General features: G+C 33.4%; 31 protein-coding genes. 1 reads left to right on the top strand and 30 read right to left on the bottom strand.

The window, feature by feature from the left end:
• From gcvT to Q0787_RS13865, 17 genes are all read right to left on the bottom strand, one after another.
• Positions 1–1,071 (bottom strand): glycine cleavage system aminomethyltransferase GcvT, encoded by a 1,071-nt coding sequence (gene gcvT / locus Q0787_RS13785; protein ID WP_298903415.1) that lies wholly within the window; start codon positions 1,069–1,071, stop codon positions 1–3.
• Between the two features lie 188 nt (positions 1,072–1,259).
• Complete coding sequence (locus Q0787_RS13790) at positions 1,260–1,895, bottom strand: pyridoxal 5'-phosphate synthase (protein WP_298903416.1); 636 nt, start codon at positions 1,893–1,895, stop codon at positions 1,260–1,262.
• Positions 1,896–1,936: 41 nt separating this feature from the next.
• Positions 1,937–2,863, bottom strand: a complete 927-nt coding sequence (locus tag Q0787_RS13795; RefSeq protein ID WP_298903417.1) for a DUF5050 domain-containing protein — start codon at positions 2,861–2,863, stop codon at positions 1,937–1,939.
• Positions 2,864–3,009: 146 nt separating this feature from the next.
• Positions 3,010–3,645 (bottom strand): hypothetical protein, encoded by a 636-nt coding sequence (locus Q0787_RS13800; RefSeq protein ID WP_298903418.1) that lies wholly within the window; start codon positions 3,643–3,645, stop codon positions 3,010–3,012.
• Between the two features lie 7 nt (positions 3,646–3,652).
• Positions 3,653–4,021, bottom strand: coding sequence for a hypothetical protein (locus tag Q0787_RS13805; protein WP_298903419.1), 369 nt, complete (start codon positions 4,019–4,021; stop codon positions 3,653–3,655).
• Entirely contained in the window at positions 4,021–4,503 is a 483-nt protein-coding gene (locus tag Q0787_RS13810; RefSeq protein ID WP_298903420.1) for a nuclear transport factor 2 family protein, read from the bottom strand. The genes Q0787_RS13805 and Q0787_RS13810 overlap by 1 nt, the downstream gene beginning before the upstream one ends.
• A gap of 164 nt (positions 4,504–4,667) precedes the next feature.
• Positions 4,668–6,095 (bottom strand): hypothetical protein, encoded by a 1,428-nt coding sequence (locus tag Q0787_RS13815; protein ID WP_298903421.1) that lies wholly within the window; start codon positions 6,093–6,095, stop codon positions 4,668–4,670.
• A gap of 5 nt (positions 6,096–6,100) precedes the next feature.
• A complete protein-coding gene (locus Q0787_RS13820) occupies positions 6,101–6,892 on the bottom strand; it encodes an alpha/beta hydrolase (RefSeq protein WP_298903422.1) in 792 nt (263 codons plus the stop codon).
• 145 nt (positions 6,893–7,037) lie between these two features.
• A complete protein-coding gene (locus tag Q0787_RS13825) occupies positions 7,038–7,787 on the bottom strand; it encodes a hypothetical protein (RefSeq protein WP_298903423.1) in 750 nt (249 codons plus the stop codon).
• Positions 7,788–7,883: 96 nt separating this feature from the next.
• Positions 7,884–8,279, bottom strand: coding sequence for a VOC family protein (locus Q0787_RS13830; RefSeq protein WP_298903424.1), 396 nt, complete (start codon positions 8,277–8,279; stop codon positions 7,884–7,886).
• 29 nt (positions 8,280–8,308) lie between these two features.
• Positions 8,309–8,713 carry an AraC family transcriptional regulator gene (locus Q0787_RS13835; RefSeq protein ID WP_298903425.1) on the bottom strand — a complete coding sequence of 135 codons (405 nt, stop codon included), beginning with the start codon at positions 8,711–8,713 and terminating at the stop codon, positions 8,309–8,311.
• A gap of 118 nt (positions 8,714–8,831) precedes the next feature.
• The gene (locus Q0787_RS13840; protein ID WP_298903426.1) at positions 8,832–9,473 is read right to left on the bottom strand and encodes a hypothetical protein; all 642 of its coding nucleotides are present in this window, start codon (positions 9,471–9,473) and stop codon (positions 8,832–8,834) included.
• 103 nt (positions 9,474–9,576) lie between these two features.
• The gene (locus Q0787_RS13845) at positions 9,577–10,236 is read right to left on the bottom strand and encodes a pyridoxamine 5'-phosphate oxidase family protein (RefSeq protein WP_298903427.1); all 660 of its coding nucleotides are present in this window, start codon (positions 10,234–10,236) and stop codon (positions 9,577–9,579) included.
• A gap of 2 nt (positions 10,237–10,238) precedes the next feature.
• Positions 10,239–10,754, bottom strand: coding sequence for a GNAT family N-acetyltransferase (locus Q0787_RS13850; protein ID WP_298903428.1), 516 nt, complete (start codon positions 10,752–10,754; stop codon positions 10,239–10,241).
• A 1-nt stretch (position 10,755) separates the two neighbouring features.
• Positions 10,756–10,983, bottom strand: a complete 228-nt coding sequence (locus Q0787_RS13855; protein ID WP_298903429.1) for a hypothetical protein — start codon at positions 10,981–10,983, stop codon at positions 10,756–10,758.
• A gap of 3 nt (positions 10,984–10,986) precedes the next feature.
• The gene (locus Q0787_RS13860) at positions 10,987–11,277 is read right to left on the bottom strand and encodes a DUF1272 domain-containing protein (protein ID WP_298903430.1); all 291 of its coding nucleotides are present in this window, start codon (positions 11,275–11,277) and stop codon (positions 10,987–10,989) included.
• A gap of 1 nt (position 11,278) precedes the next feature.
• Positions 11,279–11,797, bottom strand: a complete 519-nt coding sequence (locus Q0787_RS13865) for a DinB family protein (protein WP_298903431.1) — start codon at positions 11,795–11,797, stop codon at positions 11,279–11,281.
• A 91-nt stretch (positions 11,798–11,888) separates the two neighbouring features.
• Here Q0787_RS13865 and Q0787_RS13870 point away from each other — a divergent pair, with 91 nt between their 5' ends.
• A complete protein-coding gene (locus Q0787_RS13870; protein WP_298903432.1) occupies positions 11,889–13,370 on the top strand; it encodes a PLP-dependent aminotransferase family protein in 1,482 nt (493 codons plus the stop codon).
• 59 nt (positions 13,371–13,429) lie between these two features.
• Here the strand turns inward: Q0787_RS13870 and Q0787_RS13875 are convergent, their stop codons facing one another.
• The 13 genes from Q0787_RS13875 to Q0787_RS13935 all read right to left on the bottom strand — a co-directional run bounded on the left by Q0787_RS13875 (position 13,430) and on the right by Q0787_RS13935 (position 23,352).
• A complete protein-coding gene (locus Q0787_RS13875; RefSeq protein ID WP_298903433.1) occupies positions 13,430–13,801 on the bottom strand; it encodes a DUF2200 domain-containing protein in 372 nt (123 codons plus the stop codon).
• 420 nt (positions 13,802–14,221) lie between these two features.
• Complete coding sequence (locus Q0787_RS13880) at positions 14,222–14,779, bottom strand: hypothetical protein (protein WP_298903434.1); 558 nt, start codon at positions 14,777–14,779, stop codon at positions 14,222–14,224.
• A gap of 131 nt (positions 14,780–14,910) precedes the next feature.
• A complete protein-coding gene (locus Q0787_RS13885; protein WP_298903436.1) occupies positions 14,911–15,492 on the bottom strand; it encodes an HAD family hydrolase in 582 nt (193 codons plus the stop codon).
• Positions 15,493–15,535: 43 nt separating this feature from the next.
• Positions 15,536–17,317, bottom strand: coding sequence for a hypothetical protein (locus Q0787_RS13890; protein WP_298903438.1), 1,782 nt, complete (start codon positions 17,315–17,317; stop codon positions 15,536–15,538).
• A gap of 225 nt (positions 17,318–17,542) precedes the next feature.
• Positions 17,543–18,082 (bottom strand): GRAM domain-containing protein, encoded by a 540-nt coding sequence (locus tag Q0787_RS13895; protein ID WP_298903439.1) that lies wholly within the window; start codon positions 18,080–18,082, stop codon positions 17,543–17,545.
• Between the two features lie 150 nt (positions 18,083–18,232).
• Complete coding sequence (locus Q0787_RS13900) at positions 18,233–18,724, bottom strand: hypothetical protein (protein WP_298903440.1); 492 nt, start codon at positions 18,722–18,724, stop codon at positions 18,233–18,235.
• On the bottom strand, positions 18,708–19,247 hold the full coding sequence (locus Q0787_RS13905; RefSeq protein WP_298903441.1) for a GNAT family N-acetyltransferase: 540 nt from the start codon (positions 19,245–19,247) through the stop codon (positions 18,708–18,710). Before Q0787_RS13905 ends, Q0787_RS13900 begins: the two co-directional genes overlap by 17 nt.
• A 97-nt stretch (positions 19,248–19,344) precedes the next feature.
• Entirely contained in the window at positions 19,345–19,827 is a 483-nt protein-coding gene (locus tag Q0787_RS13910; protein ID WP_298903442.1) for a nuclear transport factor 2 family protein, read from the bottom strand.
• A gap of 18 nt (positions 19,828–19,845) precedes the next feature.
• A complete protein-coding gene (locus Q0787_RS13915; RefSeq protein ID WP_298903443.1) occupies positions 19,846–20,313 on the bottom strand; it encodes a nuclear transport factor 2 family protein in 468 nt (155 codons plus the stop codon).
• A gap of 169 nt (positions 20,314–20,482) precedes the next feature.
• Positions 20,483–21,523, bottom strand: coding sequence for an endolytic transglycosylase MltG (mltG, locus tag Q0787_RS13920; RefSeq protein ID WP_298903444.1), 1,041 nt, complete (start codon positions 21,521–21,523; stop codon positions 20,483–20,485).
• A gap of 64 nt (positions 21,524–21,587) precedes the next feature.
• Positions 21,588–22,010, bottom strand: a complete 423-nt coding sequence (locus Q0787_RS13925) for a hypothetical protein (protein WP_298903445.1) — start codon at positions 22,008–22,010, stop codon at positions 21,588–21,590.
• Between the two features lie 183 nt (positions 22,011–22,193).
• Positions 22,194–22,580 carry a DUF4345 domain-containing protein gene (locus tag Q0787_RS13930; RefSeq protein WP_298903446.1) on the bottom strand — a complete coding sequence of 129 codons (387 nt, stop codon included), beginning with the start codon at positions 22,578–22,580 and terminating at the stop codon, positions 22,194–22,196.
• A gap of 61 nt (positions 22,581–22,641) precedes the next feature.
• Positions 22,642–23,352 (bottom strand): YafY family protein, encoded by a 711-nt coding sequence (locus Q0787_RS13935; RefSeq protein WP_298903447.1) that lies wholly within the window; start codon positions 23,350–23,352, stop codon positions 22,642–22,644.
• Between the last annotated feature and the right edge of the window lie 18 nt (positions 23,353–23,370).

Raw genomic sequence — 23,370 nt, forward strand, 5'->3', positions numbered from 1 at the left:
TTATCCTTTGTAAAAAGGCAATTTTACTACAGTAGCTGGCACTGCATTTTTACGAATCTGTATGTTAATTTTACTATCAACTTTCGAGAAGATGATTGGCACATAACCAAGGCCTATACCTTTTCCTAAACTTGGCGACATAGTTCCAGAAGTGACATTTCCAATTGTTTTTCCACTAGAATCAACAATGTCATAGCCTTGTCGAGGAATACCACGATCGTCTAATTCGAAAGCCACAAGTTTACGTTCTGGCCCGCGACGTTTTTCGTCTTCTAAAGCCTCAGAATTAGTGAAATCTTTTGAGAATTTTGTAATCCATCCTAAACCAGCTTCAATTGGAGATGTTGTATCGTCTATATCATTTCCGTAGAGACAATATCCCATTTCTAAACGTAGCGTATCACGTGCAGCTAGGCCAATAGGCTTTGCTCCAGCGTCTACAACCTTATCCCAAATTTGCTTCACTTCATCATTTTTGCAGTAGATTTCAAATCCACCACTTCCTGTATAGCCTGTTGCCGAAATAATAACATGCTCAATACCTGCAAAATCACCAACAACGAAATTATAGAATTTAATTTCTGAAAGGTCATGACTTGATAAGCTCTGCATGGCTTCTACTGCCTTTGGACCTTGAATAGCAAGTAAGGAGTAAGACTCACTTAAATCACGCATTTCAGCACCAATGTCATTTTTTGAAGAAATCCAGTTCCAATCTTTTTCAATATTACTAGCATTAACGACTAAAAGGTAAGTTTCATCCTTTACTCTGTAGACAATTAAATCATCTACAATACCACCATCATCATTTGGTAGACAGCTGTATTGTGCTTTTCCAATTGTTAATTTAGAGGCGTCATTACTACATACTTTCTGAATTAAGTCTAAAGCATGAGGTCCTTCAATAAGGAATTCTCCCATGTGAGACACATCAAATACACCAACTCCAGTCCTTACGGCTTCGTGTTCTACATTAACACCATCATATTGTACAGGCATATTGTATCCTGCAAAAGGTACCATTTTTGCACCTAGGGCTTCGTGAGTTGCGGTTAAAGCTGTGTTTTTCATATTAGAGTAATTATCAGTTAGTAGTCTTGATTTTCACAGGCAAATGTATCGAAAAATATCTATTTCTTAATACCTGTTTCCGAAGAAAATTGGATTAAAAATTTGTTAAAACGTTACTGTGTCGAATAGCTATTGTGGTTAGGGTTTTTGATATATTAAGTTAATAAAAGGCAATACCCTGGTATGCATTAGGGTTGTAAAATAAATTTAGACCACTTGTTGTTGGTTTTAACATATAATTCGCGATAGTGTAATCTGTTTTTTTTGAACGTCATAAGTTCAATTCGTTTAGGAACAATATAAAAACCAGACCAATGTTTTGGTTTATCTATGATAGAATTGACAGTATTTATTTTTTCTTTTTCAAATGTGCTCACCAATTCCGAAAAGTCATTGGTTTGTTCACCTTGATTAGAGATGTGACTTACTATTTGTGCGCCTTTGGATCTTTTACTAAAATAAGTCTTGGCAAGGTCATTTTCAATTTGAATGGCATCACCTTGAACTCTCACTTGACGTTCAGTAGCTGTCCACCAAAATGTGAGCGCTGCTTTTGGGTTTGCCAATAATTCTACCCCTTTTCTAGACTTAATTGGTCCAGTAATCACAAATTTTTGGTCTATAACCTCTTTAAGTGATACAAATCTGGAATTAGGATAGCCGTCCGATCCAATGGAGCTTAGACAGCAAGCGGAAGGTAGAGGAACTGTACTTTTATTAAGTTCTTCCTGATACCATGTGTTAAACAAATTTAGCGGATTCATGCTTAGTTTTATCTTGTTACATGTGTTTGTAAAATTACATCGTTTAAAATGAAGTAACAAAAGAAAGAACGAAAGGAAATTACAAGTATTGTTGTCGTAGGCTATTCGTTTTTGTTGGTAAGTTGTGTCACCTCTGATGTTTCAAGATTGAAATCAAACAGCTGATATGTCCCTGTTCTTTTTGAAGTAAAGATAACGCGATTTTTACCTGGTACATAATTAGGACCTTGGTCTCTATAGCTATTATGTGTAATTTGTTTTCGATTAGAACCGTTTTTTTGAATTTCGTAAATTTCTGCTCCTGACCACGATTTTTTTGCAGAACCTGCAACTTTTGATGGTTCTCTTGAGTACCAAATAATTTTTTCGCTATCGGGTGACCATCTCGGAACACGGTCTGACCGTGGGTCGGTTGTTAGGCGTTTTACATTAGTGCCATCACTATTCATGATATATAACTCGTTATTCCCATCTCTATTAGATACAAAAACAATATGTTTACCATCGGGAGAAATTGAAGGGGTTTGATCTGAAGCCTCGTGATGGGTGAGTTGTTTCCAATTTTTTCCAGTTACATCCATTACATAGATATTGTTATTGCCTCCTTTTGCTGAGCTAAAAATGAGCTGGCTGCCATCTGGAGACCAATTAGGATCTGAAGTCATATCTTTTTCAGTACTTAGGGCTTTATAGTTGCTACCATCTTTATCAATAAGGCAAATAATAGTGTGTTCTCCTGCTAAAGACATAAATACAATTTTGGAGGCATCTGGTGAAAAGAAAGGGTAATAACAACTATGTTGAAGATAGGTGAGTTGTTTCTTATTGGAGCCATTAGTGTTCATCGTGAAAATTTGGTTGATACCATCTACGTTTGACACATAAACTATGGTGCTCCCATCTTTAGAGTATGATGCATTTCTTGATTGAGAGCTACTTATATTACTCCAGAAGAAAAGACAAAAAACGATGAGCATTTTAGATATTGATGACATAAATGTTTGAAGTTTTAGTACTGATTCTTTCATTAAAAAAGGTTTATAAGTTTCAGGTCTACTGAGTGTGTATTCATATGGTTATAATTAAAAGTAGCAAAATGAAAGAAAGAAAGGTAAAGTCTTATAAAAGTTAACCAAAGGGGTAACGTCGCAGCACAAAGATGTTTAAGAACCGATTAGTTTATCTTGTGCAAGCAGCTTTTGCATAATTCAAAACCAGCCAAGTCTACAGTTTTAATGGTTTCTACTGCATCTTGCATGACGCATTTGTCTGTATCACAGTGGGGAAGCTCTAGATTATGTCCAATTTCATGGACAGCAATTTTTTGAATTCGATTTATATACGTTTTGGGTGTTGTATTTTTTAATCTGAAATTAGAAATGACACAGCTTTTACCTGGTTTATATCCTAATCCGAAAATTCCCCAGTCTCCATATTTTGCTTCGGGTTGCTTAATGTTTCCGTTGACATCTCTTTTGGTTGTAGAAATGTCTTTTGACGTGATTCCTAGTATGAAATCAATAGAATCTGGACGATGCCTTAGTAAGTCTTTGAGAAGAGAATCGGCACGATATCGAGGGCTTTTAATATTGACAAATGCCTGTTTTGGGAGTGCTTTTTTATCTAGCACTATGACATTAGCATTGTAGGTTTCTTTTAAGATTTTAGTAACCGAGTTAATGATTGCTTTATCAGGCTCTCCATAAGGTTGAATGCCAATTTGTTTTGGATTCGATGTGCAAGAGTAACAACTTATTATAAGTACCCAAAGTATAAACTTACTCCTATATGCAGCGACTGTTTTTATCATTTTAGATTCACCTGTCTACGTTAACATGTCCTTGTCCTTTTTGGCCAGTAGAACTAAAGTAGCTACCTCCATAAAGATACCATTCTAAGGATTTTAGTACATCTACTGCATTTTCGGGTGTAATTGTTTTAATCGTTTTTTTTGAAATTAAGCCTCTATACCATCTGCCAGATCTTGAGAAGGATTCATATTCTACCAAATAGTGTAACCATCGCGACTTGCAATGCACGCATTTTTCAATGGTAACCTCTCCATACCTACCATTAGTAGTATCGATACCAACCAAACGTGATTTATAATCTGAGAATAAAAGTGGAGGTTTATGACATTTACAATCGCTCGTTTGAATTGTAGGATAGGTTTTATATGTCATCATTATTCTGATTCGATTGATAAATACGTGATAGAGGTTATGTGCCATTTATTTTCAAATTTGATAAGACTGAATACGTCGTAACCTTGCCATTGCATTAAGTTACTTTCTGTTCCGAACTTTGCTGTATACTTTACCCATACACTTGCTAAATCATTTTTTATGTCGGTAGTTATTGTTAAAGGTTTTTCTTCAAAAATGGGTTGATTATCGGGACCGTTTTTTGTTTGAGCTAAAAATTCTGTAATTGAATTAGAGAATAGTGTTGGTTTTGGGTCATTTGGGCCATGCCAAATTGTTGTTAGTATTGCTTTATCTGCAAAAAATTGACGGTATGTATTCCAATCTCGTTCAGACATTACCGAGTAATACTGTGTGATAAAAGATTCTAACTTGGCGGTGTCTTCATTAGACGTTTTCGTTTGTGGCGTATTGCATCCAAATATAACTAGGCCAAGGATTAGGATATATAAATGAATCTTCATATCATATGTTTTTCAAATGTCATAACTCGCAATAAATAAGTGTGAAATGCTTACTCTGACTTGTGAACTAAGTTAGGAAAAAAGAACGAAGTTTTGGGGTTGTGCCTAATTTTACACCTGTTTTTAAGAATTAATAACGGTATACATTATTCTTAGTAGTGTCGCTAGTTTTTCATTGATTTAAATATCGCACTATCTTCCATTTTAGTTTGTTTCTCTTTTTCGATAGCCTTAAATATGCTTTCAAAGTCACCTTTGAAATTTGATTTTATTTGAGTGTCTCCTAGCTTGTCTAAACAATACAGAAAGTTATGAATTGACTTTTGAGAATTATCTTTATCAAACGTTGCTGTTAGCCAAAATAACTGCGCTGCAAAATCATAAATCCCTAAATCGGATGCTATTTCTGCATATTTGAAGACATCGCTTAATTTTTCATTTTCATTTTTGAATAAACCACCAATTTCTTGACGTCTAAATAAAAGATAGGCGTCTTTTCCTGTCTTTGCTCTTACATCCATATGATATAACGGGTTATGTTTATAAATTTCAACCTTGGCAATATCCCAATCTTTTTTGTCTTCTGGTGATATCTTATCTTCTTTTAGTTTTAGTGCGTTTTCAGAATAATATTTCTCATAAAGTGCCCAAGCAGAGTTTGGGTAAATGTCAAGAATAGCATTATAGATGTTTATTGCTACTTTATAGTTGCCTTTATTGTGTTCTGAAATTCCTTTAAGTATTTCTTTTTCTAGATCTTGATAAAACAAATTTAATCTGTAATTAATGGTTTCTAAGTAATCATTTGAAATTGTTTGTGGATTTGAAAATGGACGAAGAATTTCGATATATTTTTTTGCATGATCAAATTCACCTTGTGCTACTAATGCATAGATTTTAGTAATTGGAATGAGCTGATTTCCTCTATCCATTTCTAGAGTAGCTCTCCAATAATTAGTGTTTAAACTTGTTGCTTTTTGAGTGTCATATGTCTTATTAAAATTAGCATTCTGTATGAGGTTTCCAAATGTTTTAACCCCAACGAATTTGTCATTTACAATAACTTGATAAGCACTTAATATTGGAAGCGCTTCATTAATAGCATAGGCTTTGTTTAGTTTTAATTTCGTTTTTAAATCTGCTTTTTTATATGCATCTAATTTTAATTTAACTGGATTTGTAAATGCTTTGAAGTCGGTTATTTCTCTATTGTTAGTACTATTTATAGAAATGAAAATAGGAAAATCGACGAGTTTAGTATTGTCTATTTTTAGTTTACTTAAGTCTTTTAAAGTTTGATCCTTTAAAGTGTTATCTATTTTTGGGTTTGAATAGATTTCATAGGTTGGCTTTCCTTTTTTATGGGCAATTATTAAGATTCCAATTTTTTGAGTTTTTGGGAGGTCATTAAAGCTCGATTTACAGTAATCTGTAATTTTTGAAATCGAATTGATAAATGCGTCTTCATCAATGTTAATGTCGCTTATTTTTTCGTTTTCAAGTAGGTTAATCATTATCTCTACCTCATTTTCTTGAGAAAAAACATTTCCGCATATAAGAACTAGTACGAGTGCTAAAATTTTTATTTTCATGCGTTTTAATGTTTAGAGAGAAAGGTTTTTGACTTCAAAATGAATTCATCTTTAGTTTCACCTTCATGAGCTCCATGAGATACATTTGGTAATATCCAAAGATCAGATAAAGGCAGATTTTTTCTTACTCGAGCAACTTCTTCTAAATCCATACCTTCATCATCATCACCCATCATAATTAGAACTTCGGGCTTTATGCTTTTTAATTCTTCATTGGTTAATGCAACCGTATAATTATTAAACTGCTTCATAATTGCCTTTATTTTGTCATCAGAGCCATGATAATCTGATAACCACGGAAAGTCTTCTTTATTTTCAAAAGTAAAAGCATTTTGGTATTCAGGAAAATCGTTCACAGTCCAAGTCCCAACAGCGCCAATTGTTATCATAGAGGTTATTAAAGAAGGGTTTAGTAAAGCAAGTTGATACAGGACGTCACCACCAAAACTAAAACCTATGGCTTTAATCTTATCCAATTTCAAATATTGAATTAAAGCATTAAGATCTTCTGCTACCGATTTTATAGATAGGTTTTCTTTAAAAGCATCCGATTTACCATGTCCAGTTAAATCAATTAGATAAACTTTGTATGATGAATCAAAATTTTCAACGTAAGGTAACCATGCTTTTGAAGACAGTGAATAACCATGTAAAAGAAACAAAGGTTCTCCTTGTCCATAGCTTTCATAGTATATATGTTTTCCGTTAACTAATACAGATTCTGACGTCTTTAAGTTTTGAGAAAACATATGAGTTGACATTAAAGTTAGTAGTATAAGTATTGTGTGTATTTTCATTTGAACTATGTGTTGATAGGTAGTAACGAAGTTATCAAAAGAAAACGAACCTTCTGAAAATCTGACACGAATTTTCCGATGACGTTATAATGATACAAGTTAGAGCTTATAATATTTTAATATCCGAAAGGGCGTTTTTGGATATTCAAGGGCTATCAAAAGTTTTCCAGCGGGTTGGGCTTAATGCTTTTCCATCTATGGTCATTGGGATAAACCTAACCTTATATTTTCCATTTTTATTAAAGGTAAAGGCTCCAGAGCACATGCCATGTCCAACACTTAGTTTTTCATTCCACATGCGTAAGTAATAGGTTGTTTTTTTGTTGGAGGAAAGTTCAACAACTTCTGTTTTAAACCATAATTCGTCATCTGGTATATACTTTACATTGAAAATAGCATAAGATGCTGGTCCGCAGCCATAAAACACTGTTTCTGTTTTTTTAAATTCTACCGTTAAATCCGAGTTTAGCTCGGCCAGTGATTCTTTATCTGACGTTGTCCAATAAATTTTTTCTCTTTTCTTTTTTTCTCTATTATACCTTACCATTTCTGCTAATTCAGCATTTGTTTGATTAGCATATTTGAGGACATAAGTGGTGTTTGGCTTTAGAGGGCTTGATGTGCAAAAGATAGCCTGGGTTAAATGCATTTGACCTTTTAATATGTCTTGAAGGTTTAACTCAATTAATTCTCCATTTTCACTCTCCAAATAAACACTGCGCTCTTTAAAGCTATTAACTGTTTTTTGACTAAAATAATAGCCTTCTATGATAAACATAGGATTTAAACTAATGTTCTTTTGCTCAGGAAAGAAGTACATTCCACTGCTAGAGCAATCTGCAAAAGCCGATTTAACGCCAAAAGTAAAGATAAAGAGAAGTACAAGTTTTTTCATAATGTTAGTTCTATAACATTTATCAAATATCGTTCCGTTGCTGTTAGGCTGGGATGGAAATGATTGACTTATACGTTAAGTTTTGGGAATAAGGTTTTATAATTCTTCTACTAATTGAATATTATTTCCGCAGGTGTCATTGAAAACAGCAACCTTTACAGTGCCCATCTCAGTTGGTTTTACACTAAATTCAACATCAAGATTTATAAGTCGGTCATATTCAGATTGCACATCGTCTACATCAAATTGAGTCCATGGATATCCTGCTTCCATCAATGCATCTTGAAAGACTTTAGACGGTTCAAAATGAAGCGGAGCAGGTTCTAGTAATAATTCTGGACCATCCTGCCAATCTTTTGAAACTAAGGTTAGCCATCTATTGCCTCCACCTAATGGCAGATCTTTCTTTTTTAAGAAGCCCAGCTTTTCTGTATAAAATTGTAATGCTTTTTCTTGGTCACGAACTGGAATACTAATTAGTGTTACTTTCATCTTGATTCTATTTTATTGTTAGTCAAAGTTCAGAACTCCCTATCTATTTTACTTCTCGAAAGTTGCTCTTTTTGAAATTTGGCAGGTGATTTTCCTATTTTTCTCTTAAATAAAGTACTGAATGAACCTAGACTTTCAAAACCGACAGCGAAACAGGTTTCAGTTACCGACATATCATTTACGAGATGTTCCTTGGCTTTTTCAATTCGTTTGTCTATTAAGTATTGTCTTGGCGTTTGTCCATAATATTTTTTAAACAAGCGTAGCAAATGATACTTAGAAACATACTGCATATGAGACAACACATCCAAATTTAAGTCGACATCATAATTGTTTTCGATGTAGTTTCGAATCCCAATTACAGTGTTAATTTGTCCTTCATTTGAATAGACTACATCACGAATTCTATCAAGTTCTTTTTCGTAAAATGTCATTAGTTTGTTGTCTTAGATGGCAGTAAATGTGTTGTCCTGGTTTGGAACTAAGTTAGCAAAAGAAAACGAAGTAGAGTAATATATGTATGTAATTTAGGGCATAAAAAGAACAAACAGTTTAATCTAAATTCAATTCTATCTCTTCGATATCCTTATAAATGTTTTTGATAACGCTTTTACTTTTTCCCCAATCAATAAGCTGGCCTTTAATTTTTGCATCGACGTCCATTTTTATGTTATCGTCATGTTCTTGTAATGAGATAATAATATCTCCTCCGAAAGTTTTAAAGTCGGATGGAATTTCTGCAAGCATTACAACACCGTTATCTGCTTGTTCAACACTAACTAAAGGGTAGTTGTTTTTCGCTAGTGAACACAAGATTTTTATAAAGAGTTCTTGAATGATTATGTCGAAATGTGCTGTGCTAGACCTCCCCGTTTTTACACCAAGATTTTTATAGATAGGAATTATAATATCTGCGGTTCTTTTTACCGATAAGCTTGTTAGCGGAGCAATGAGTAAGTCTGCACGTTCTAAAAATACTTCTGCAGAAATAGAGCGTTTAGAATTTTCTAGAAAATGAGAGATAAAACTATGAACTTTCGGGTTTTTGATTAACAAGTCGAAGTCTTTTTCTGTACGCCAATTAGGAATAGATAGCGCTTCTGTTTTATTGTTGTTAAGTCCTTTAGTTCCGCATTCTGAGCAATAGTTTCCTTCAATTTCGATGCTACATGTTGGGCAATAATTCTTTTCCATTTAGGAGGCTTAAAAAGGGGCTACTACAGGTTTACGTAATGCCGTCGTGTTTAGGCAACTAAAATAGGAAATACAAACCGAATAGAAAATAGATTATAAGGTTCTATTTGTTTTGATGATAATAATCTAAAATGTGTTTAGGGATTTTCATTTTTTGAGGTAAACCTTCATCAGGGACAGGGTATTCGGCTACTTGCTTTATAGGAATTAATCCGGCCCAAACATCTAAATTATAATCTTCGGGTTCGTCTCCAACGCCAACATCTCTAATTTTAGCTGAAGCGGTTTCAATAGTCATTTCCACTACTAATGTTCTATCTAGTTCTTCTTGATGCATGGGTCTAATACCATCCCAACGCCCTTCCATCATATGTTCCATAAAACAATGAAGAGCTAGTTCCTTTTCTTTCGGATCATTAATGTTTTTAATTGTGCCAAATAACGTTGCACTGCGATAGTTAACAGAGTGATGCAAGCCTGAACGCGCTAAAACTAATGCATCTAAATGCATGACAGTCATGCTCATTTTTTTGGATTCTAATAAATGGAGCAACATCCTATTTGCTTGTGAGCCATGTAAATATATTTTGTTGTCTTTTCTGCCGTAAGCCATAGGTAACGTTATGGCTCTACCTTCATAAACATAACTTACGTAACCAATAAAACCCGCATCCAAAATAGTATTGATTTTTTCAACATCATAGGACGCTCGTATTTGTCCGCGTTTTATTCTATTTAATTTTGATTTTGAATAGTCTGTCATTGTTATATGTGTTTTGAGAATACGATATTGTCATATGGTTTTCCATTAACTAGGAAGTTTAATTCTCCTACGTTTTTAAATTCATTTTTCTCATAGAATCTAATGGCTCTATGGTTTTTTACGTAGACCGAAAGCCATATCATATCTAATTGCAGTTCTTTGGCCTGCTTTTCAACATAAGTTAGTAGCTGTTGCCCAATCTTTAATGGTATAAATTCATTTAAGATGTAGATACGATCTAGTCGACAATTGTTTTGAGAAACCACATCTTTGTGGTAAGCATTTACTATTAATTTGGCATAACCAGCAGGCAGATCATTAACATAAATAATGTAGAATATGATTTTAGGGTTGTTTATATCTTCCTTTGTTTTAGATACAGAAAACGCTTCGTTAATATATTGAAGTAGGTCATTCTTGTCATCAATAAAGCGACCATGAGATTCAACGTAAGTAAGCCGACCTAAAAGAGCTAAAACGTCTGTATTTGATTCTATAGCTTTTTTTATTTTTATCATTTCACGCTTTTTTTGTTTGTAATCTTTTTAAATGATATGCATGCAGAAGTACGGCAATAGCGCATCCAACAATTACTGGAGCTGCACTAATCAGTACACCATAAAGAATGTAAAATACATTAGCAATTAGTGAGATTAATCTTAATTTATATTCCCCTTTTGTAGACATCGAATACAAATTGATGATTAGCGCTCCATAACCAATACTATCAATTAAAACTGGACTCATATGTTATCTTTTTTCTGGAGGAATAGTTTTATATCTATCTGAATTTAATTTGGTCTTTTGTACATCTTTTGGTTTAAATATGCGTTTGCTTGAAGCTGGGTTCCTTTCTATTTCTTTTTTAGGTCTAATTGGACGCTCAACAAAATTCCCAGAACAGCTAGGGCATACATTCTCGAAAATTTCGAGCGCGCATGTTTTACAATACGTGCATTCATAGGAACAAATCATTGCCTCGGTAGATGTATAGGGCAGGTCTTTATCACAATGCTCACAATTGGGTCTAAGGTCTAACATGTTATAAATATTTGTTTTTTATGACTTCCATATGCCAAATATCGTGACCTAAAATTGTAAAAGCTGCTGCGCGTGCAGACATAGCTCCTCCGTTAGAATTTCCTATAAAGGATAAGTTTTCATTAGATAAACTATTTAATAATGATATGGAATGATTTCTATTGATTTCAAATTCGTTCAATAAATGTTCTATTGATTTGAGGTTGGCCTCAGATGGTTTCATATATACGTTCTGATCAAATCCGGCTAAAGGTGTCGTATCTTGTCTAGCAATTCTAAAGCAGCGATACATGAAAATTCGTTCGGTATCTATGATGTGTTGCAAAATTTCTTTTATACTCCATTTTTCGGCTTGATAGCGATACATGAGCTTTTCATTTGGAATTGATTTAAAAAAATCAATTAAGGTGTCTTTACCTGTTGAAAAGCCTTTTTTTAGTTCAGTTTTATGAGATAATTTGTCAATATATCTTAGATAGTAGTTATCGAATTCTGCTGATTTTAAATCTAGTTTTGTCATTTTAATTAAGGCTTTTATGCTTTTATAATTCAAAAATATTATATTTATGGACTACATTGATGATCCAGAATTAATATAATTAATAGTCCAGGTGTTTCCATATAAAACGAGTATTCAATTTGATAGAACGTGTAATCAGGCCTTGTATCTACAATTGGCAAATCAAATTATTCAATATATTAAAGATCAAACCTTAGCCCCTAATACTAAACTTCCGGGGAGTAGGACTTTAGCAGAACTATTAAATGTGCATAGAAAAACGGTTGTAGCGTGTTATGAGGAGTTGTTATTACAAGGATGGGTTGAAAGTATTCCCAAGAAAGGAACATTTGTACTTGGTAGTCTGCCAATATTACATCAGCAAAAGTTAGATGACGCTGAGGTTTTTGGTGTCAAGACAACTGCTGGTTTTTCTTTTTATAACCATGCGAATTTGCCTGAAAAGCCTTCAAAAAGCGATGCTGATTTTATGTATTTGAATGATGGAATTTCTGATGGAAGATTGACACCAATTGATGACATAGCCAGAACATACAGAAGAGTTTGTACCAAAAAAAGGATTTTCGAGCATTTGTCATATGGTTCTACTTATGGTAATGACTCTTTACGTGATGTATTGGTTGATTATTTGAACGCTACACGAGGTTTACATATAACCAAAGAGAATGTACTGATTACGCGCGGGAGTCAAATGGGTATCTGGCTGACCTCACAATTGGTGCTTAAAAAAGCAGATATTATAGTTGTAGGAACTACTAATTACGAATCGGCAGATTCCACTTTTCTATATCAGAAAGCGACAATAGAACGCGTAACGGTTGATGAGAATGGTATCATAACCGATGAGATTGAAAGGCTGTGTAAACGAAAACAAATTAAAGCCGTATATGTAACAACGCATCATCATCATCCTACTACAGTAACGCTTTCAGCAAAAAGAAGAATCCACCTTTTAAATCTAGCAAAGCAATACAATTTTGCGATTATTGAAGATGATTATGATTACGATTTTAATTATAATCACGCTCCAATTTTACCTTTAGCCAGTCATGATGTCAATGGAAATGTTATTTATATTGGCTCGGTTTGTAAGGCGGTTGCTCCAGTATATAGAATTGGTTATCTAATTGCTTCAAAAGCATTTGTAGATGAAGCTGCTAAACTAAGAGGCTTTGTTGATAGGCAAGGTGATGCCTTGTTAGAATTGACATTTGCAGATTTTATAAAATCTGGAGATTTAGATCGACATATTCGAAAAGTGATGAAAATCTATAAGCTACGTCGCGATTTGTTTTGTAAACTTTTTAATGAAGAATTAGGTGCTTTTTTCCATTTCGAAATTCCAAAGGGAGGAATGGCTGTTTGGGCAAAGTTGAATTCGAATTATTCTTGGGCAACTGTTTCTGAAGTTGCTAAGACCTACCACTTAGACATTGGTAACTGGAAACGCTATGATAGCGCTAAACTAAAGCATAATTATATTAGAATTGGTTTTGCATCGTATAACGAAGAAGAAATTTACGAATTGGTAAATAGATTCAAGAAAACGATGGATGAGGTTAAAAACTTATAAAAATTACCTTAAACCTTTGCACTAATTTATGCAGTTAAAATATAGCTGTTATGGAAGTTTTATTTCTTTTCTTCTCGCAAAATTTTTTCCATTTTGTGACCTTTTGCTAGTTCATCAACCAACTTGTCCATATATCTAATCTGTCGTGTTAGTACATTGTCAATGTCTTCAATTCTATAACCACAGATCACTCCTTTAATAAGGTGAGCATTTGGATGTATGCTTGCCTTATCAAAAAATGTTTTAAAGTTTACCTTACTGTCAATTAATTCTTGTAATTGATGGTTATCAAAACCAGTTAACCATTCTATGACTTGATTTAGTTCTTCCTTGGTTCGTCCTTTGTTCTCCACTTTAGTCACATAATGTGGATAAATTGAGCCAAAGACCAAGTTTGCAATACGTTCGTTATGTTCAGCAGTTACTTTCATTTTTAATCCTATCTAGTTAGTGTGAACATATCCATTTATGAATAGTTCTGTAGACTAGGGACTAAGTTAATAAAAGAAAACGAGCCAGAGGAAATGATGTTTATTTATGGACAGCTAAGGAACCAATGGTTTTCGTTTAGATACAAGTTTAAAGATTTTCGTATATTTAGATATGAGTTTATCAGAAGAATATTATCAGATAATTATTTTAATTATAGTTATAAGTGTAGTTTGGGGTTTTACGACCTATTTTACCAGAAATGGGAAGAACTTCAGGAGCAGTAGAAATAAAAGGGCAAGAAGACAACTGTAATGAACAGAGTTTTCTTAGAATTTAGATTACAAACACTTTTATCAATTGTTTAAATTTTTTTATTTCAGAATACATTTTGTAATGAATAGCTGTGGTTTCGTTTATGGCTAATTGTGTGTTGTTAATTCTTCTTTTCTATAAAGAAGTAGTGCTAGTCCAGATGCGAATACGACACAACTAATTAACATTAAAATCCCATTATTCCAGATAAAATAAGAGAGTCCAACAAATGGTCCACCTATTATAACCATAAGAGAGCTTATTGTATTGGTTTTGATAAAATTTAAAGCGTGTAGGGCTAAACCGACGAAAAGTAATGATGGTCCAATTATCACAAAAGGATATAAAATCGAAGGTGTATTACTTATTTGTTCGCTTAATGCATTTCTTCCCATATCGTCATTTCCGAAACTCCACATCATAAAATCAATAGTGCAAAGTCCGATATGAGCTATTACTCCTAGTCCAGTTAAAATAGACGCAACAGAATTAAGTCTGTTTTTAGGAAATACGAAATTGAAAAAAAACAATAATACTGCTCCTATTAGGTTAAACCAATGGGCTAAGTCGATATGCTTCTGGGCGCTCAAAGAACCTTGAGCAAAGTAGATGTAGCTTATGACAAAAAAGATTAGTCCAAGTAAACAAATGGTTTTTGATTTCATTATAGTTTTGATTGATTAATATTTTTAAAATTCTACCTTTTTTAGATTATTAAGAATTATCAAAGCCTGAATTGTTGAAAAATGATGATGATTTGTCAAAATGTTTGATAAGCTATTAGCCTCATTTTACTTCAAGTTTTTCTCCATCCTCTTTTTTCAATGTTTCTAACATGTGTTTTGTCTTTTAGCGTTTTCAAGTATTGAGATAGCGCTTTCAATTCGTCATCGTTGAGATCGCCTACATACTCTTTTGGATAAATTGCATTCCCAAAATTATCACTTGATTTATGAGGTGTATCATCAATAATAAGCATCCTATCGAGGCTAAACCCTCTTCTCTTGAGCTTTTTTAATGGTTTAATAAAATTATAATGATCCATATATCTACTTTCATAGTTGCCAAAATCATCTGTATTTAAAAACCGTTTAGGCTTACATCTGCTTCTTCCCCAAACAAACTCTAATTTTAGTTCTGCAGGAAAAATAATGTCAACAACTTCTTCAACATAATCATCAGATGCAGATGACCATACAGCTATTAAAAAGTCATCCTTAATTTGATCTAAAAAATGATCTAAATATGGTCTGCGATAAACATAATAGTCAAATACTTTAAAATCTGCTTTTCTATTTAATTCCTTTGGAGTTGCATGAACTAAAGTTTCGTCAATGTCTAGAACGAGTAATATTTTATGATCTTCTTTTTGATTCATTTTATAAAGACTAGCGAGATTTGGTTGTTTTACTATTTCAGACTTAATTATCCAACTGCCAAAATATGACCTTATAGCTAAAGACTGAAAAGGCTATTTTATCCTCAACTGGGGAAAAGACAGGATGTGCTTTGTCTGTTGGGTCAAAGGTAAGTTGTTTCAATTGTTTACCATTAAAAGACACTTTGTATAATTGATAATATCCTTGGTCATCAGGTGCAATATAAGCTATCCATTGGTCGTTGGATGATAGGCCAATTCCAGAATATAGTTGATCACTGTTAAATGAATAGATTAATTTACCTTTCCCGCCATCTATTGGGATGCACCATATTTCTTTTCGATTGTCATCCACCACATATTCTACAACTAGACTTTTACTATCAGAGGTCCATTGAACGTCTGTAAAACTGCCATTTTCTAAACCAATTGGGGAAATTAATTTTTGCGGTGAGGTAACTTCACCTTTATCCTGGTCTATACCAACAATGATTAAACCCATTTTTTCGCCCTGTTTTGTGCCTGTTGTTGAAACAATCCACTTACCATCTTTTGACCATCTTGGCCAACCCGTTTCATATCCACCTTTAGTTAGCGGTTGCTCCATTTTATCTCCAGATACAGGCATAATCCAAAGGTCATCAGTTTTATCTGCGTGTGTGTGAAATGCAATCCATTTGAGGTTCGGGGACCAGCACATGCCTTGATCTTCTGAATAGGAAGCTCTTATGATGGTATCGGGTTGTTTAGCCGGACTTTCTCTGTTCACATAAGCCCAACCTAGATTTTGATCAATATCTGGGTACTTGGCATCGTCCATTACAGTCCTCCAGTTGCCATAGGTAAAAGCCACTCTTTTTCCATCGGGATGCCAGTAAGGAATTTCAGATTGAAACCCTGTGAGTGTGGTAGATGGACCGCCTTGACCAGAAACAGTTGCAATGGATATGCGATAATCTTTTAATTTGAATAACACTTTGCCGTCTTTACTGATGCTTGGAGCATAAGTGTCCTTAGAAAAGTTTGTAAGTTGCTGTTTTTGATTGGTTTCTAGATTTTGTTTCCATAATTCTAAAATTTTATTGTCATTTCCTGAGGCATAATACATGGACTTACCATCGTTTGTAAATGCAATTTTACCATAAATGTTTCCACTTATTTTTTGAGCTTTTGGGTTTCCAAGATCAAGCTGAATATAGCGCTCATCATCTTTAATTACAATTCCGGCCCAACAAGATAAGTTCGGATTCCATTGTAAGGATGTTACGTGTTCAAAATCTGAAACCACTTTTGGATTGTTACCACCTGCTTCAAATTCAATGACAGCGGTTCTTCCATTTAGATTAGCACTACCAGCAATGTGTTTTCCGTCTAAAGACCAAGTAAGCTCTCGCAGGTTATGCCGAGAAATCTCGGTTTTTGTACCATCTGGCTTTATTACAATAAATGCCTCTTTATCTGGCCATAACGGTTTACTAGTATTTGCTTGAATGTTGTATGTATACCATGTCTTGCGTGGTCCTCCTAATTCGTAGGTAATGAGATTGCCATTAGGTGTCCACGTAAAATAGCGAATAATAGATCCGTTATTAGCGAGTTTAGTTGATATGCCTCCAGTAATAGATTGAATTTCTAATCGCCTTGAATCAGAAAAGGCAACTAATTTACCATCTGGTGATACAGCACCAATAGGATCGCGATAAGCTACAGGTCCTTTTTGCTTGACAATATTTACAAGTTGAAATTCATCTTGGGCCACACAAAAATCGGATATGAAGAAAAGAAACAACACATTCGACAAAATAAAAAGATGTGATTTCGACATGATTATTAAGTTTAAAAAGAAATATAATAAAAATAGACGTTTAGCACGTGATTTTTAACACTCTAAGGACTATTAATTAACTGAACACGTTGCTGTTTGGATTGTGTTCTATTCAGGGGTTTTTAATGTATTCCTTTCAACTTTTAAGCGATCAATACTGTTTGTAATACATAGTAATAATATAATCGCTATAAGATTAAAATTTACTTATATATATCAAAAGTGCTATTGTGAGGCGTGTTTTTTAATTGATTCTGCTATGCTCTCAAACCATAAGTCTCTTTCATTAACAACAAAATTAAAGACCTTGTTATCAAGTGTTACAATTTTGATTTTGTTGTCAATAATTTTAGCGGTTTTTCCTTTAATGATTGTTTTGATATTCTGATATGCAATAGTCGTTTGTTCTTTTCGGATATTCAATTTATGCGACTTAAATATCATTTTTTTATTGGTCAGAAATAGTTTTCCACCAACACCACCTATCCCTCGAAATACATTTGCAGGACCTTCAATTTCAATAATTTCGTCGGGTTCTAATTCTGGTTTTATTGCAGCTCCCATTGTATTCGAGAATCTTCCAGCAAGTTTTTCATTAATGTAAGGAAAACCGATTCCAAAAATAATCCCGAATACTACGCCTTGAAAAATGATACTATTACTAGTGTAAATGTCTTCATCTGAAAAATAATCAAATGTCCACAGTAAAATGGAATAAAGAATTGCAGTTCCGACGGCGAATAGTATTCGGAATTTCAAGCTCATTTTTATTAATTTCGTTCCTATTTCCATATTGCTTTTCTAAGATATAATGGGATGTGTTTGTCTAAGGTTAGTAGTGTTAGTATACATAAAGTTACAGATTATTCTAAACCAGAAGGACATCAAGATGAACTTCAGAGTATGCCAAAGTAATTAATTAAATACGCTATCGTAAGGTCTTTTTTTTACTTTTTCTTTTAAAAACCCAAGTACTTTTTGAAAATCAGATGCATCCATTTGGGTTTCACTTATTATCAAATTGTGTTCGTCTTTATTTTTCCTAAACATAACAATATGGATTGAATTGACCACTTTATAATTCAATATATCTGTCCAATTTATGTCTTGATGGTTTCTTTTGCTTTCATATATTAGGCTTTCGTCTGTGAATTTAAATGAACCAAAATGCAACATTTCTGAAACTTTATTGGCAGGTAAATATTCTAAATACACCTTTTTATATGTTTTGTATGTGCCATTTAGCATATAGAACCAAAAAAAAGATAAAACGGCACCTAATAATAGAAGACTGCCAAAATTTCTATAATCGAGCGCGATTGAAACTATGCCAGCAATCAAACAGATAACGCCAATTACGACACTTAATGTTCTAAATATATATATGTCGTTATCTATATTTGGCATTTGCATTTATAAGATTTTTGTCACACCAATACCAAATAGCGTCTTCGCTTTCGGGTTCATATGGCGCAAATTTATCGAATTTCATTCCAACTTTTTCCATCACTCTGATAGACGCTTTGTTTTCTTTTTCTGCAATGGCAATTATCTTTTTTAATTTGAGTCTATCAAATCCATAATTTAAAATTGCATGTGAAGCTTCGGTTGCAATGCCTAATCCCCAATATTCAGGTAAGAACCTATAACCAAGATCAATTTCATCAAATTCTGGGAGATATGCCAATCCTGACCAACCGACAAATTGATTTCCATTTTTTAATATAGTCGCCCATCTACCAAATCCATATTTTTTATAATTAATAATTCTTTTTTCTATAGCCTTTGTCATTGCTTCTATAGATTTCACTACAGGTTCTCCAGTATATTTCTGTACCTCAGGATTAGAATGTAATTTAAATAATGCCTCTTTGTCATCAAGGGTGATTTCTCTTAATAATAACCTTTCTGTTTCGATTAAAGTTTTCATGCAATTACTTATAACACGTTTATTAATGATTAGCTGGATAGGGTAGGTCTAAGATACTAAAAGGGAAGAAACCAGATGAAAATTTACCATAAATTAACTAGTCTGAAATTGTTGAAGTTTGTCCGCATAGCAGTTTCCATCCATCGTGTCGCTTTACTACAACGCCAGTTTCAACAAGTTTGACTTTAAAAACTTGTCCTGATGTGTCTATCACTATAGAACTTAATTTACCTGTATATGTTGCAAACTCTTTAGTTAAAGGGTTGATTTTTAATACGTCCCATTGGTTGTCAATAGATTGATAACGTGGAGCACTTTGTTTGAGTATTGTGACCACAGAATCGTATGAAATGGATGATGTATATCCTGGAGGTGTCCAGAAAAACGCCTTAGAATTATCGAGGTATTTAAATTCGGCTGTAAGTCCTGATTCTCGAATGTCGTCAAAGTAACTGTTCAATGTTTGCTTGACGTCATCAGCAACTTCAATGCTCTGTTTCTCTGTAATCGTTTTAGGCTCATTACATGATACTGCAGTTAGCAGGCAGGATATTGTTACTATTTTAAGAAGGTATCTCAAATCACTTTTTTTATGTTATTACCAATATTCAAAGATTCGAGCTATTTTACCGTTTTTAAATTCAAAAAGTGTCATTTGAGGTTCTCCATCTTCGGTTTTACCATCTTTTTTTTTCACGAACACTTTTTGAACAACAACAGCATTCAGTCCGATAATTTCGTTTAGTATTTTAATCTCTTTGATTTTTCCATCATAACCTCCATTTTTTTGGTTTCGGACATATCCTTTATACAAATCGTCACGAGTATATATTCCACCATATTTTGGGTGAACATATGTGAAATCTTTCGTGAAAAGTTCAAAGGCGTTGTTGATATCTTCCACAGTAGAATTTGCTTGAAATATTTTAAGGTTTAAATCATAATATTTCTTAACCATTGTTTTAAGGGAGTCCTTATGGTCTTTTGTGACATCCTGTGCATTAATTTGATTAGTGGCTACTAGAATTAAGAAAAGAGGAATTAATAATTTTAGATATGTTTTCATTTTCGATTGTTCAAACGCGTTCGTGTTTATTTTCGTTGGTAAGAAAGAACTAAGTTAGTAAAAGAAAATGAACCAGAGGGAACCTGTGATGTCTTAGTTGTGTTAGTTGGTTACGCCATGATACTTGTATGTAAAAATCATCAATTAACTTTTTACATTGTGAATACTGTTAATTTTTAGCTTGCTTTTCGATGCTATCCAACCAGCGATGATATTTCCTAGCATTTCTATGATGTTCTGTTATCGTTTCTGCAAAAACATGATAACCTGGATCTTCTGGTTTTACACACATGTAAAAGAAATTATGCTTTTCCGAATCCAAAACGGCATCAATACTTTTGATGGAAGCCATACTTATAGGTCCTGGCGGAAGTCCCTTGTGTAAATACGTATTATAAGGAGAATCGAAACGAATATGCTTATATAAAATCCTTGTTGCTCTAAAGTCTCTTGTTGCAAATTTTGCTGTAGGATCTGCATCTAATTTCATGCCTATTCTCATTCGATTTAAATATAATCCTGCAACTCGTTTTTTTTCTTCATCCTTTGAAATTTCCCTTTCCACAATTGAAGCTAAGGTATACACCTCTTCGGGAGTCAATCCTATTTTTTGTGCTTTTGCAAGTCTGTTGTTAGCATTCCAAAAACGTTTATGTTCTTTAATCATGCGTTCAAAAAAGTCCTTTTCATTTGTGTTCCAATAAAATTCATATGTATTTGGAATAAACAAGCTCATAAGGGTCTCATTGGTGTATCCGAATTTGGTTATATAATCCTCATTTTGAAAAAGGTTAAGCAAATCTGTTGAGTCACTTTCTATAAATCTAGCGGCTTTGCCTGCGACATCTGACAATAACCAACCGTGAGTTAAAACTAAATTTACAGTTTCCTGTTTTCCTGCTCTGAGATGACTTATTAATGAACGATTACTCCAAGAAGGCTTAATTTTATAGCGTCCAGATCTCATAATACTTTTTTTGTAATTCATCATTTCTGACACCTCGCGAAAGGAAACCGTATCTATGATTTGGTTATTCTTATAGAGGATGTCAACGACATCATTGAATGAGGAATTTGCCGGAATAATAACAGAAGTGTTCTCCAGTTTTTCAGGAACATTAGGCCCCATTATTCTTAAATATTTATAGTAGCCAAAGATGCCTCCTATAATACCAAGAATTAATAGTCCCCAAAGTATTTTTTTTAGCATCTAGTTTTCGTTTTTTTTCTAATGACTGTCAACAAGTTTGTGTTATAATTGATTACGTATTGTTCTATTCTTTTGACGACCTATTTTTATATGTTGTGTATTTAAATCTTCCGCTTCCAAGTGTTCCATGTTCTCCAATGTCAACAATCCAATAATCTCCGCCACTTCTAAAGTTCCATTTTCCATGTTCAATTTTACTGCCTTCTATTGAAACTAAATACGTATTGTCGTCATTCAGTTTTAAAATACATGAATCACAATTTGGATATTCGGTTAAATCATAAATTCCAACATAGTCTAATTCAGCATCTCTATGATTTTGATATTGACTATAACTGAAAAGGGCTAGCGGTATTAACGATATTATTATAAATAGAGTACCACTCAATTTCTTTTTTCTTTTAATACATACAATTAAAGTCAAAAGGATAGGAATAATGAGTATCACATAAATTCCGAAAACAATGAGTTCTCCTAATGCCGACATTTAGTTTTGTTAAAGGTTTATACAGGTTTGCCCAAAAAAATCTACCAGTTTTAATAATTGATTGAACGCGCAAGAACTAAATTAGCAAAAGAAAACGAACCAGAGGAAAAATAGGTAAGATTTTACGAGTGCTGGGACTAGTAATTGAGTATTCACATGGTTAGCCACTACTAGTATTTTAAACTAACTATAAATAGTTATTAAGCAAAAAGTATTTGCTAGACCTAAAACAAGTTCAAATAGAATTCCTTGGGTAATTTGTTTACTTGGTTTACCATCAAGTTTTAAGCTAATTAATCTACCAATTGCGAAACCTAGAAAAATTAGAGATGCAATAAGGTGTGAAGAAAAGGTAAGTTTTTCAATAAATAAACCGAAAGCGATAATAATTCCTGCCGAAAGCATTACTGCACTAACTCCTCTCATTTCGTTTAAAAGACTAGCATCACGTTCTAGTCTGATTCCTGAATTCTTTCCATAAGTTTTGATAGGATTACTCAACCTCATTATACCAACGAAGACGAGCATTAAAGCCGATAATGATAAAGTTGCGATACTGATAATTTCCATTTTTAGATGTTTTAGTATTAATATATCTGCAAATGTAAATTGAGGTTGTGACAAAGGTATGTCAAGGGTGTTTTTGATGCTTTACATATTTTTCAAAATATTCTTTTATAGACATATTATGCGGACTAAATGTTTCGGTATCAGTCCTAAGATTTTGGATGAAATCTATTCTGAAATGTCTAAAATCATTTCGTAATCGACAAAAGGCGATTAACAGAAAATCTCCATGAATACTGTAAATAGCAAACGGCTCAATGCTTCTAGTGGATTGTTTGTTTTCGGAAGAAAGATACTCCATATTTAAGACTTTATATTGGGTTATAGCCGATTGTATTTGCATTAGATTATTACTAGTTTTCTCTTCGTTATTGTTTCCACTAAAGTAGATCCTGTCTGCTAACAAATCTGCGTTTCCTTTTTGAGAGTATCGTAAGATGGCTTTTATTTTTTCTATGGCGCTTGTGGTGTTTTTAACAAGCGATGCGTCTTTGTTTTTGATTGCTAATTGTTCAATTGTGATTAAGGCATTTGCTTCTTCCTCGGTAAAGAGAACAGGAGGAAGGTGATAGCCTTCCATAATAGAATAGCCTTTTCCTTCTTCGGTTACAATAGGTATTCCCGATTTTTCTAGGGTACGAATGTCTCGATAAATGGTTCTTACACTAACGCCATGTTTTTCAGCAAGTTGTTTTGCCGTAATAATTCTTTTAGATTGTAGTTGAGTAAGAATAGCAGTTAATCTTGAAAGTCTAGGTTTTTCTTTTTCCTCCATATAGGTGTTTTCTGCTTG

Origin of the sequence: uncultured Psychroserpens sp. (genome assembly GCF_947492715.1) — a bacterium.
Taxonomy (GTDB): Bacteria; Bacteroidota; Bacteroidia; order Flavobacteriales; family Flavobacteriaceae; genus Psychroserpens.

Excerpts from the sequence above, each read along its gene's own strand:
- gcvT (WP_298903415.1), bottom strand. The coding sequence starts at position 1,071 with ATGAAAAACACAGCTTTAACCGCAACTCACGAAGCCCTAGGTGCAAAA.
- Q0787_RS13795 (WP_298903417.1), bottom strand. The coding sequence starts at position 2,863 with ATGAAAGAATCAGTACTAAAACTTCAAACATTTATGTCATCAATATCT.
- Q0787_RS13800 (WP_298903418.1), bottom strand. The coding sequence starts at position 3,645 with ATGATAAAAACAGTCGCTGCATATAGGAGTAAGTTTATACTTTGGGTA.
- Q0787_RS13805 (WP_298903419.1), bottom strand. The coding sequence starts at position 4,021 with ATGATGACATATAAAACCTATCCTACAATTCAAACGAGCGATTGTAAA.
- Q0787_RS13810 (WP_298903420.1), bottom strand. The coding sequence starts at position 4,503 with ATGAAGATTCATTTATATATCCTAATCCTTGGCCTAGTTATATTTGGA.
- Q0787_RS13815 (WP_298903421.1), bottom strand. The coding sequence starts at position 6,095 with ATGAAAATAAAAATTTTAGCACTCGTACTAGTTCTTATATGCGGAAAT.
- Q0787_RS13820 (WP_298903422.1), bottom strand. The coding sequence starts at position 6,892 with ATGAAAATACACACAATACTTATACTACTAACTTTAATGTCAACTCAT.
- Q0787_RS13825 (WP_298903423.1), bottom strand. The coding sequence starts at position 7,787 with ATGAAAAAACTTGTACTTCTCTTTATCTTTACTTTTGGCGTTAAATCG.
- Q0787_RS13830 (WP_298903424.1), bottom strand. The coding sequence starts at position 8,279 with ATGAAAGTAACACTAATTAGTATTCCAGTTCGTGACCAAGAAAAAGCA.
- Q0787_RS13835 (WP_298903425.1), bottom strand. The coding sequence starts at position 8,713 with ATGACATTTTACGAAAAAGAACTTGATAGAATTCGTGATGTAGTCTAT.
- Q0787_RS13840 (WP_298903426.1), bottom strand. The coding sequence starts at position 9,473 with ATGGAAAAGAATTATTGCCCAACATGTAGCATCGAAATTGAAGGAAAC.
- Q0787_RS13845 (WP_298903427.1), bottom strand. The coding sequence starts at position 10,236 with ATGACAGACTATTCAAAATCAAAATTAAATAGAATAAAACGCGGACAA.
- Q0787_RS13850 (WP_298903428.1), bottom strand. The coding sequence starts at position 10,754 with ATGATAAAAATAAAAAAAGCTATAGAATCAAATACAGACGTTTTAGCT.
- Q0787_RS13855 (WP_298903429.1), bottom strand. The coding sequence starts at position 10,983 with ATGAGTCCAGTTTTAATTGATAGTATTGGTTATGGAGCGCTAATCATC.
- Q0787_RS13860 (WP_298903430.1), bottom strand. The coding sequence starts at position 11,277 with ATGTTAGACCTTAGACCCAATTGTGAGCATTGTGATAAAGACCTGCCC.
- Q0787_RS13865 (WP_298903431.1), bottom strand. The coding sequence starts at position 11,797 with ATGACAAAACTAGATTTAAAATCAGCAGAATTCGATAACTACTATCTA.
- Q0787_RS13875 (WP_298903433.1), bottom strand. The coding sequence starts at position 13,801 with ATGAAAGTAACTGCTGAACATAACGAACGTATTGCAAACTTGGTCTTT.
- Q0787_RS13880 (WP_298903434.1), bottom strand. The coding sequence starts at position 14,779 with ATGAAATCAAAAACCATTTGTTTACTTGGACTAATCTTTTTTGTCATA.
- Q0787_RS13885 (WP_298903436.1), bottom strand. The coding sequence starts at position 15,492 with ATGAATCAAAAAGAAGATCATAAAATATTACTCGTTCTAGACATTGAC.
- Q0787_RS13890 (WP_298903438.1), bottom strand. The coding sequence starts at position 17,317 with ATGTCGAAATCACATCTTTTTATTTTGTCGAATGTGTTGTTTCTTTTC.
- Q0787_RS13895 (WP_298903439.1), bottom strand. The coding sequence starts at position 18,082 with ATGAGCTTGAAATTCCGAATACTATTCGCCGTCGGAACTGCAATTCTT.
- Q0787_RS13900 (WP_298903440.1), bottom strand. The coding sequence starts at position 18,724 with ATGCCAAATATAGATAACGACATATATATATTTAGAACATTAAGTGTC.
- Q0787_RS13905 (WP_298903441.1), bottom strand. The coding sequence starts at position 19,247 with ATGAAAACTTTAATCGAAACAGAAAGGTTATTATTAAGAGAAATCACC.
- Q0787_RS13915 (WP_298903443.1), bottom strand. The coding sequence starts at position 20,313 with ATGAAAACATATCTAAAATTATTAATTCCTCTTTTCTTAATTCTAGTA.
- mltG (WP_298903444.1), bottom strand. The coding sequence starts at position 21,523 with ATGCTAAAAAAAATACTTTGGGGACTATTAATTCTTGGTATTATAGGA.
- Q0787_RS13925 (WP_298903445.1), bottom strand. The coding sequence starts at position 22,010 with ATGTCGGCATTAGGAGAACTCATTGTTTTCGGAATTTATGTGATACTC.
- Q0787_RS13930 (WP_298903446.1), bottom strand. The coding sequence starts at position 22,580 with ATGGAAATTATCAGTATCGCAACTTTATCATTATCGGCTTTAATGCTC.
- Q0787_RS13935 (WP_298903447.1), bottom strand. The coding sequence starts at position 23,352 with ATGGAGGAAAAAGAAAAACCTAGACTTTCAAGATTAACTGCTATTCTT.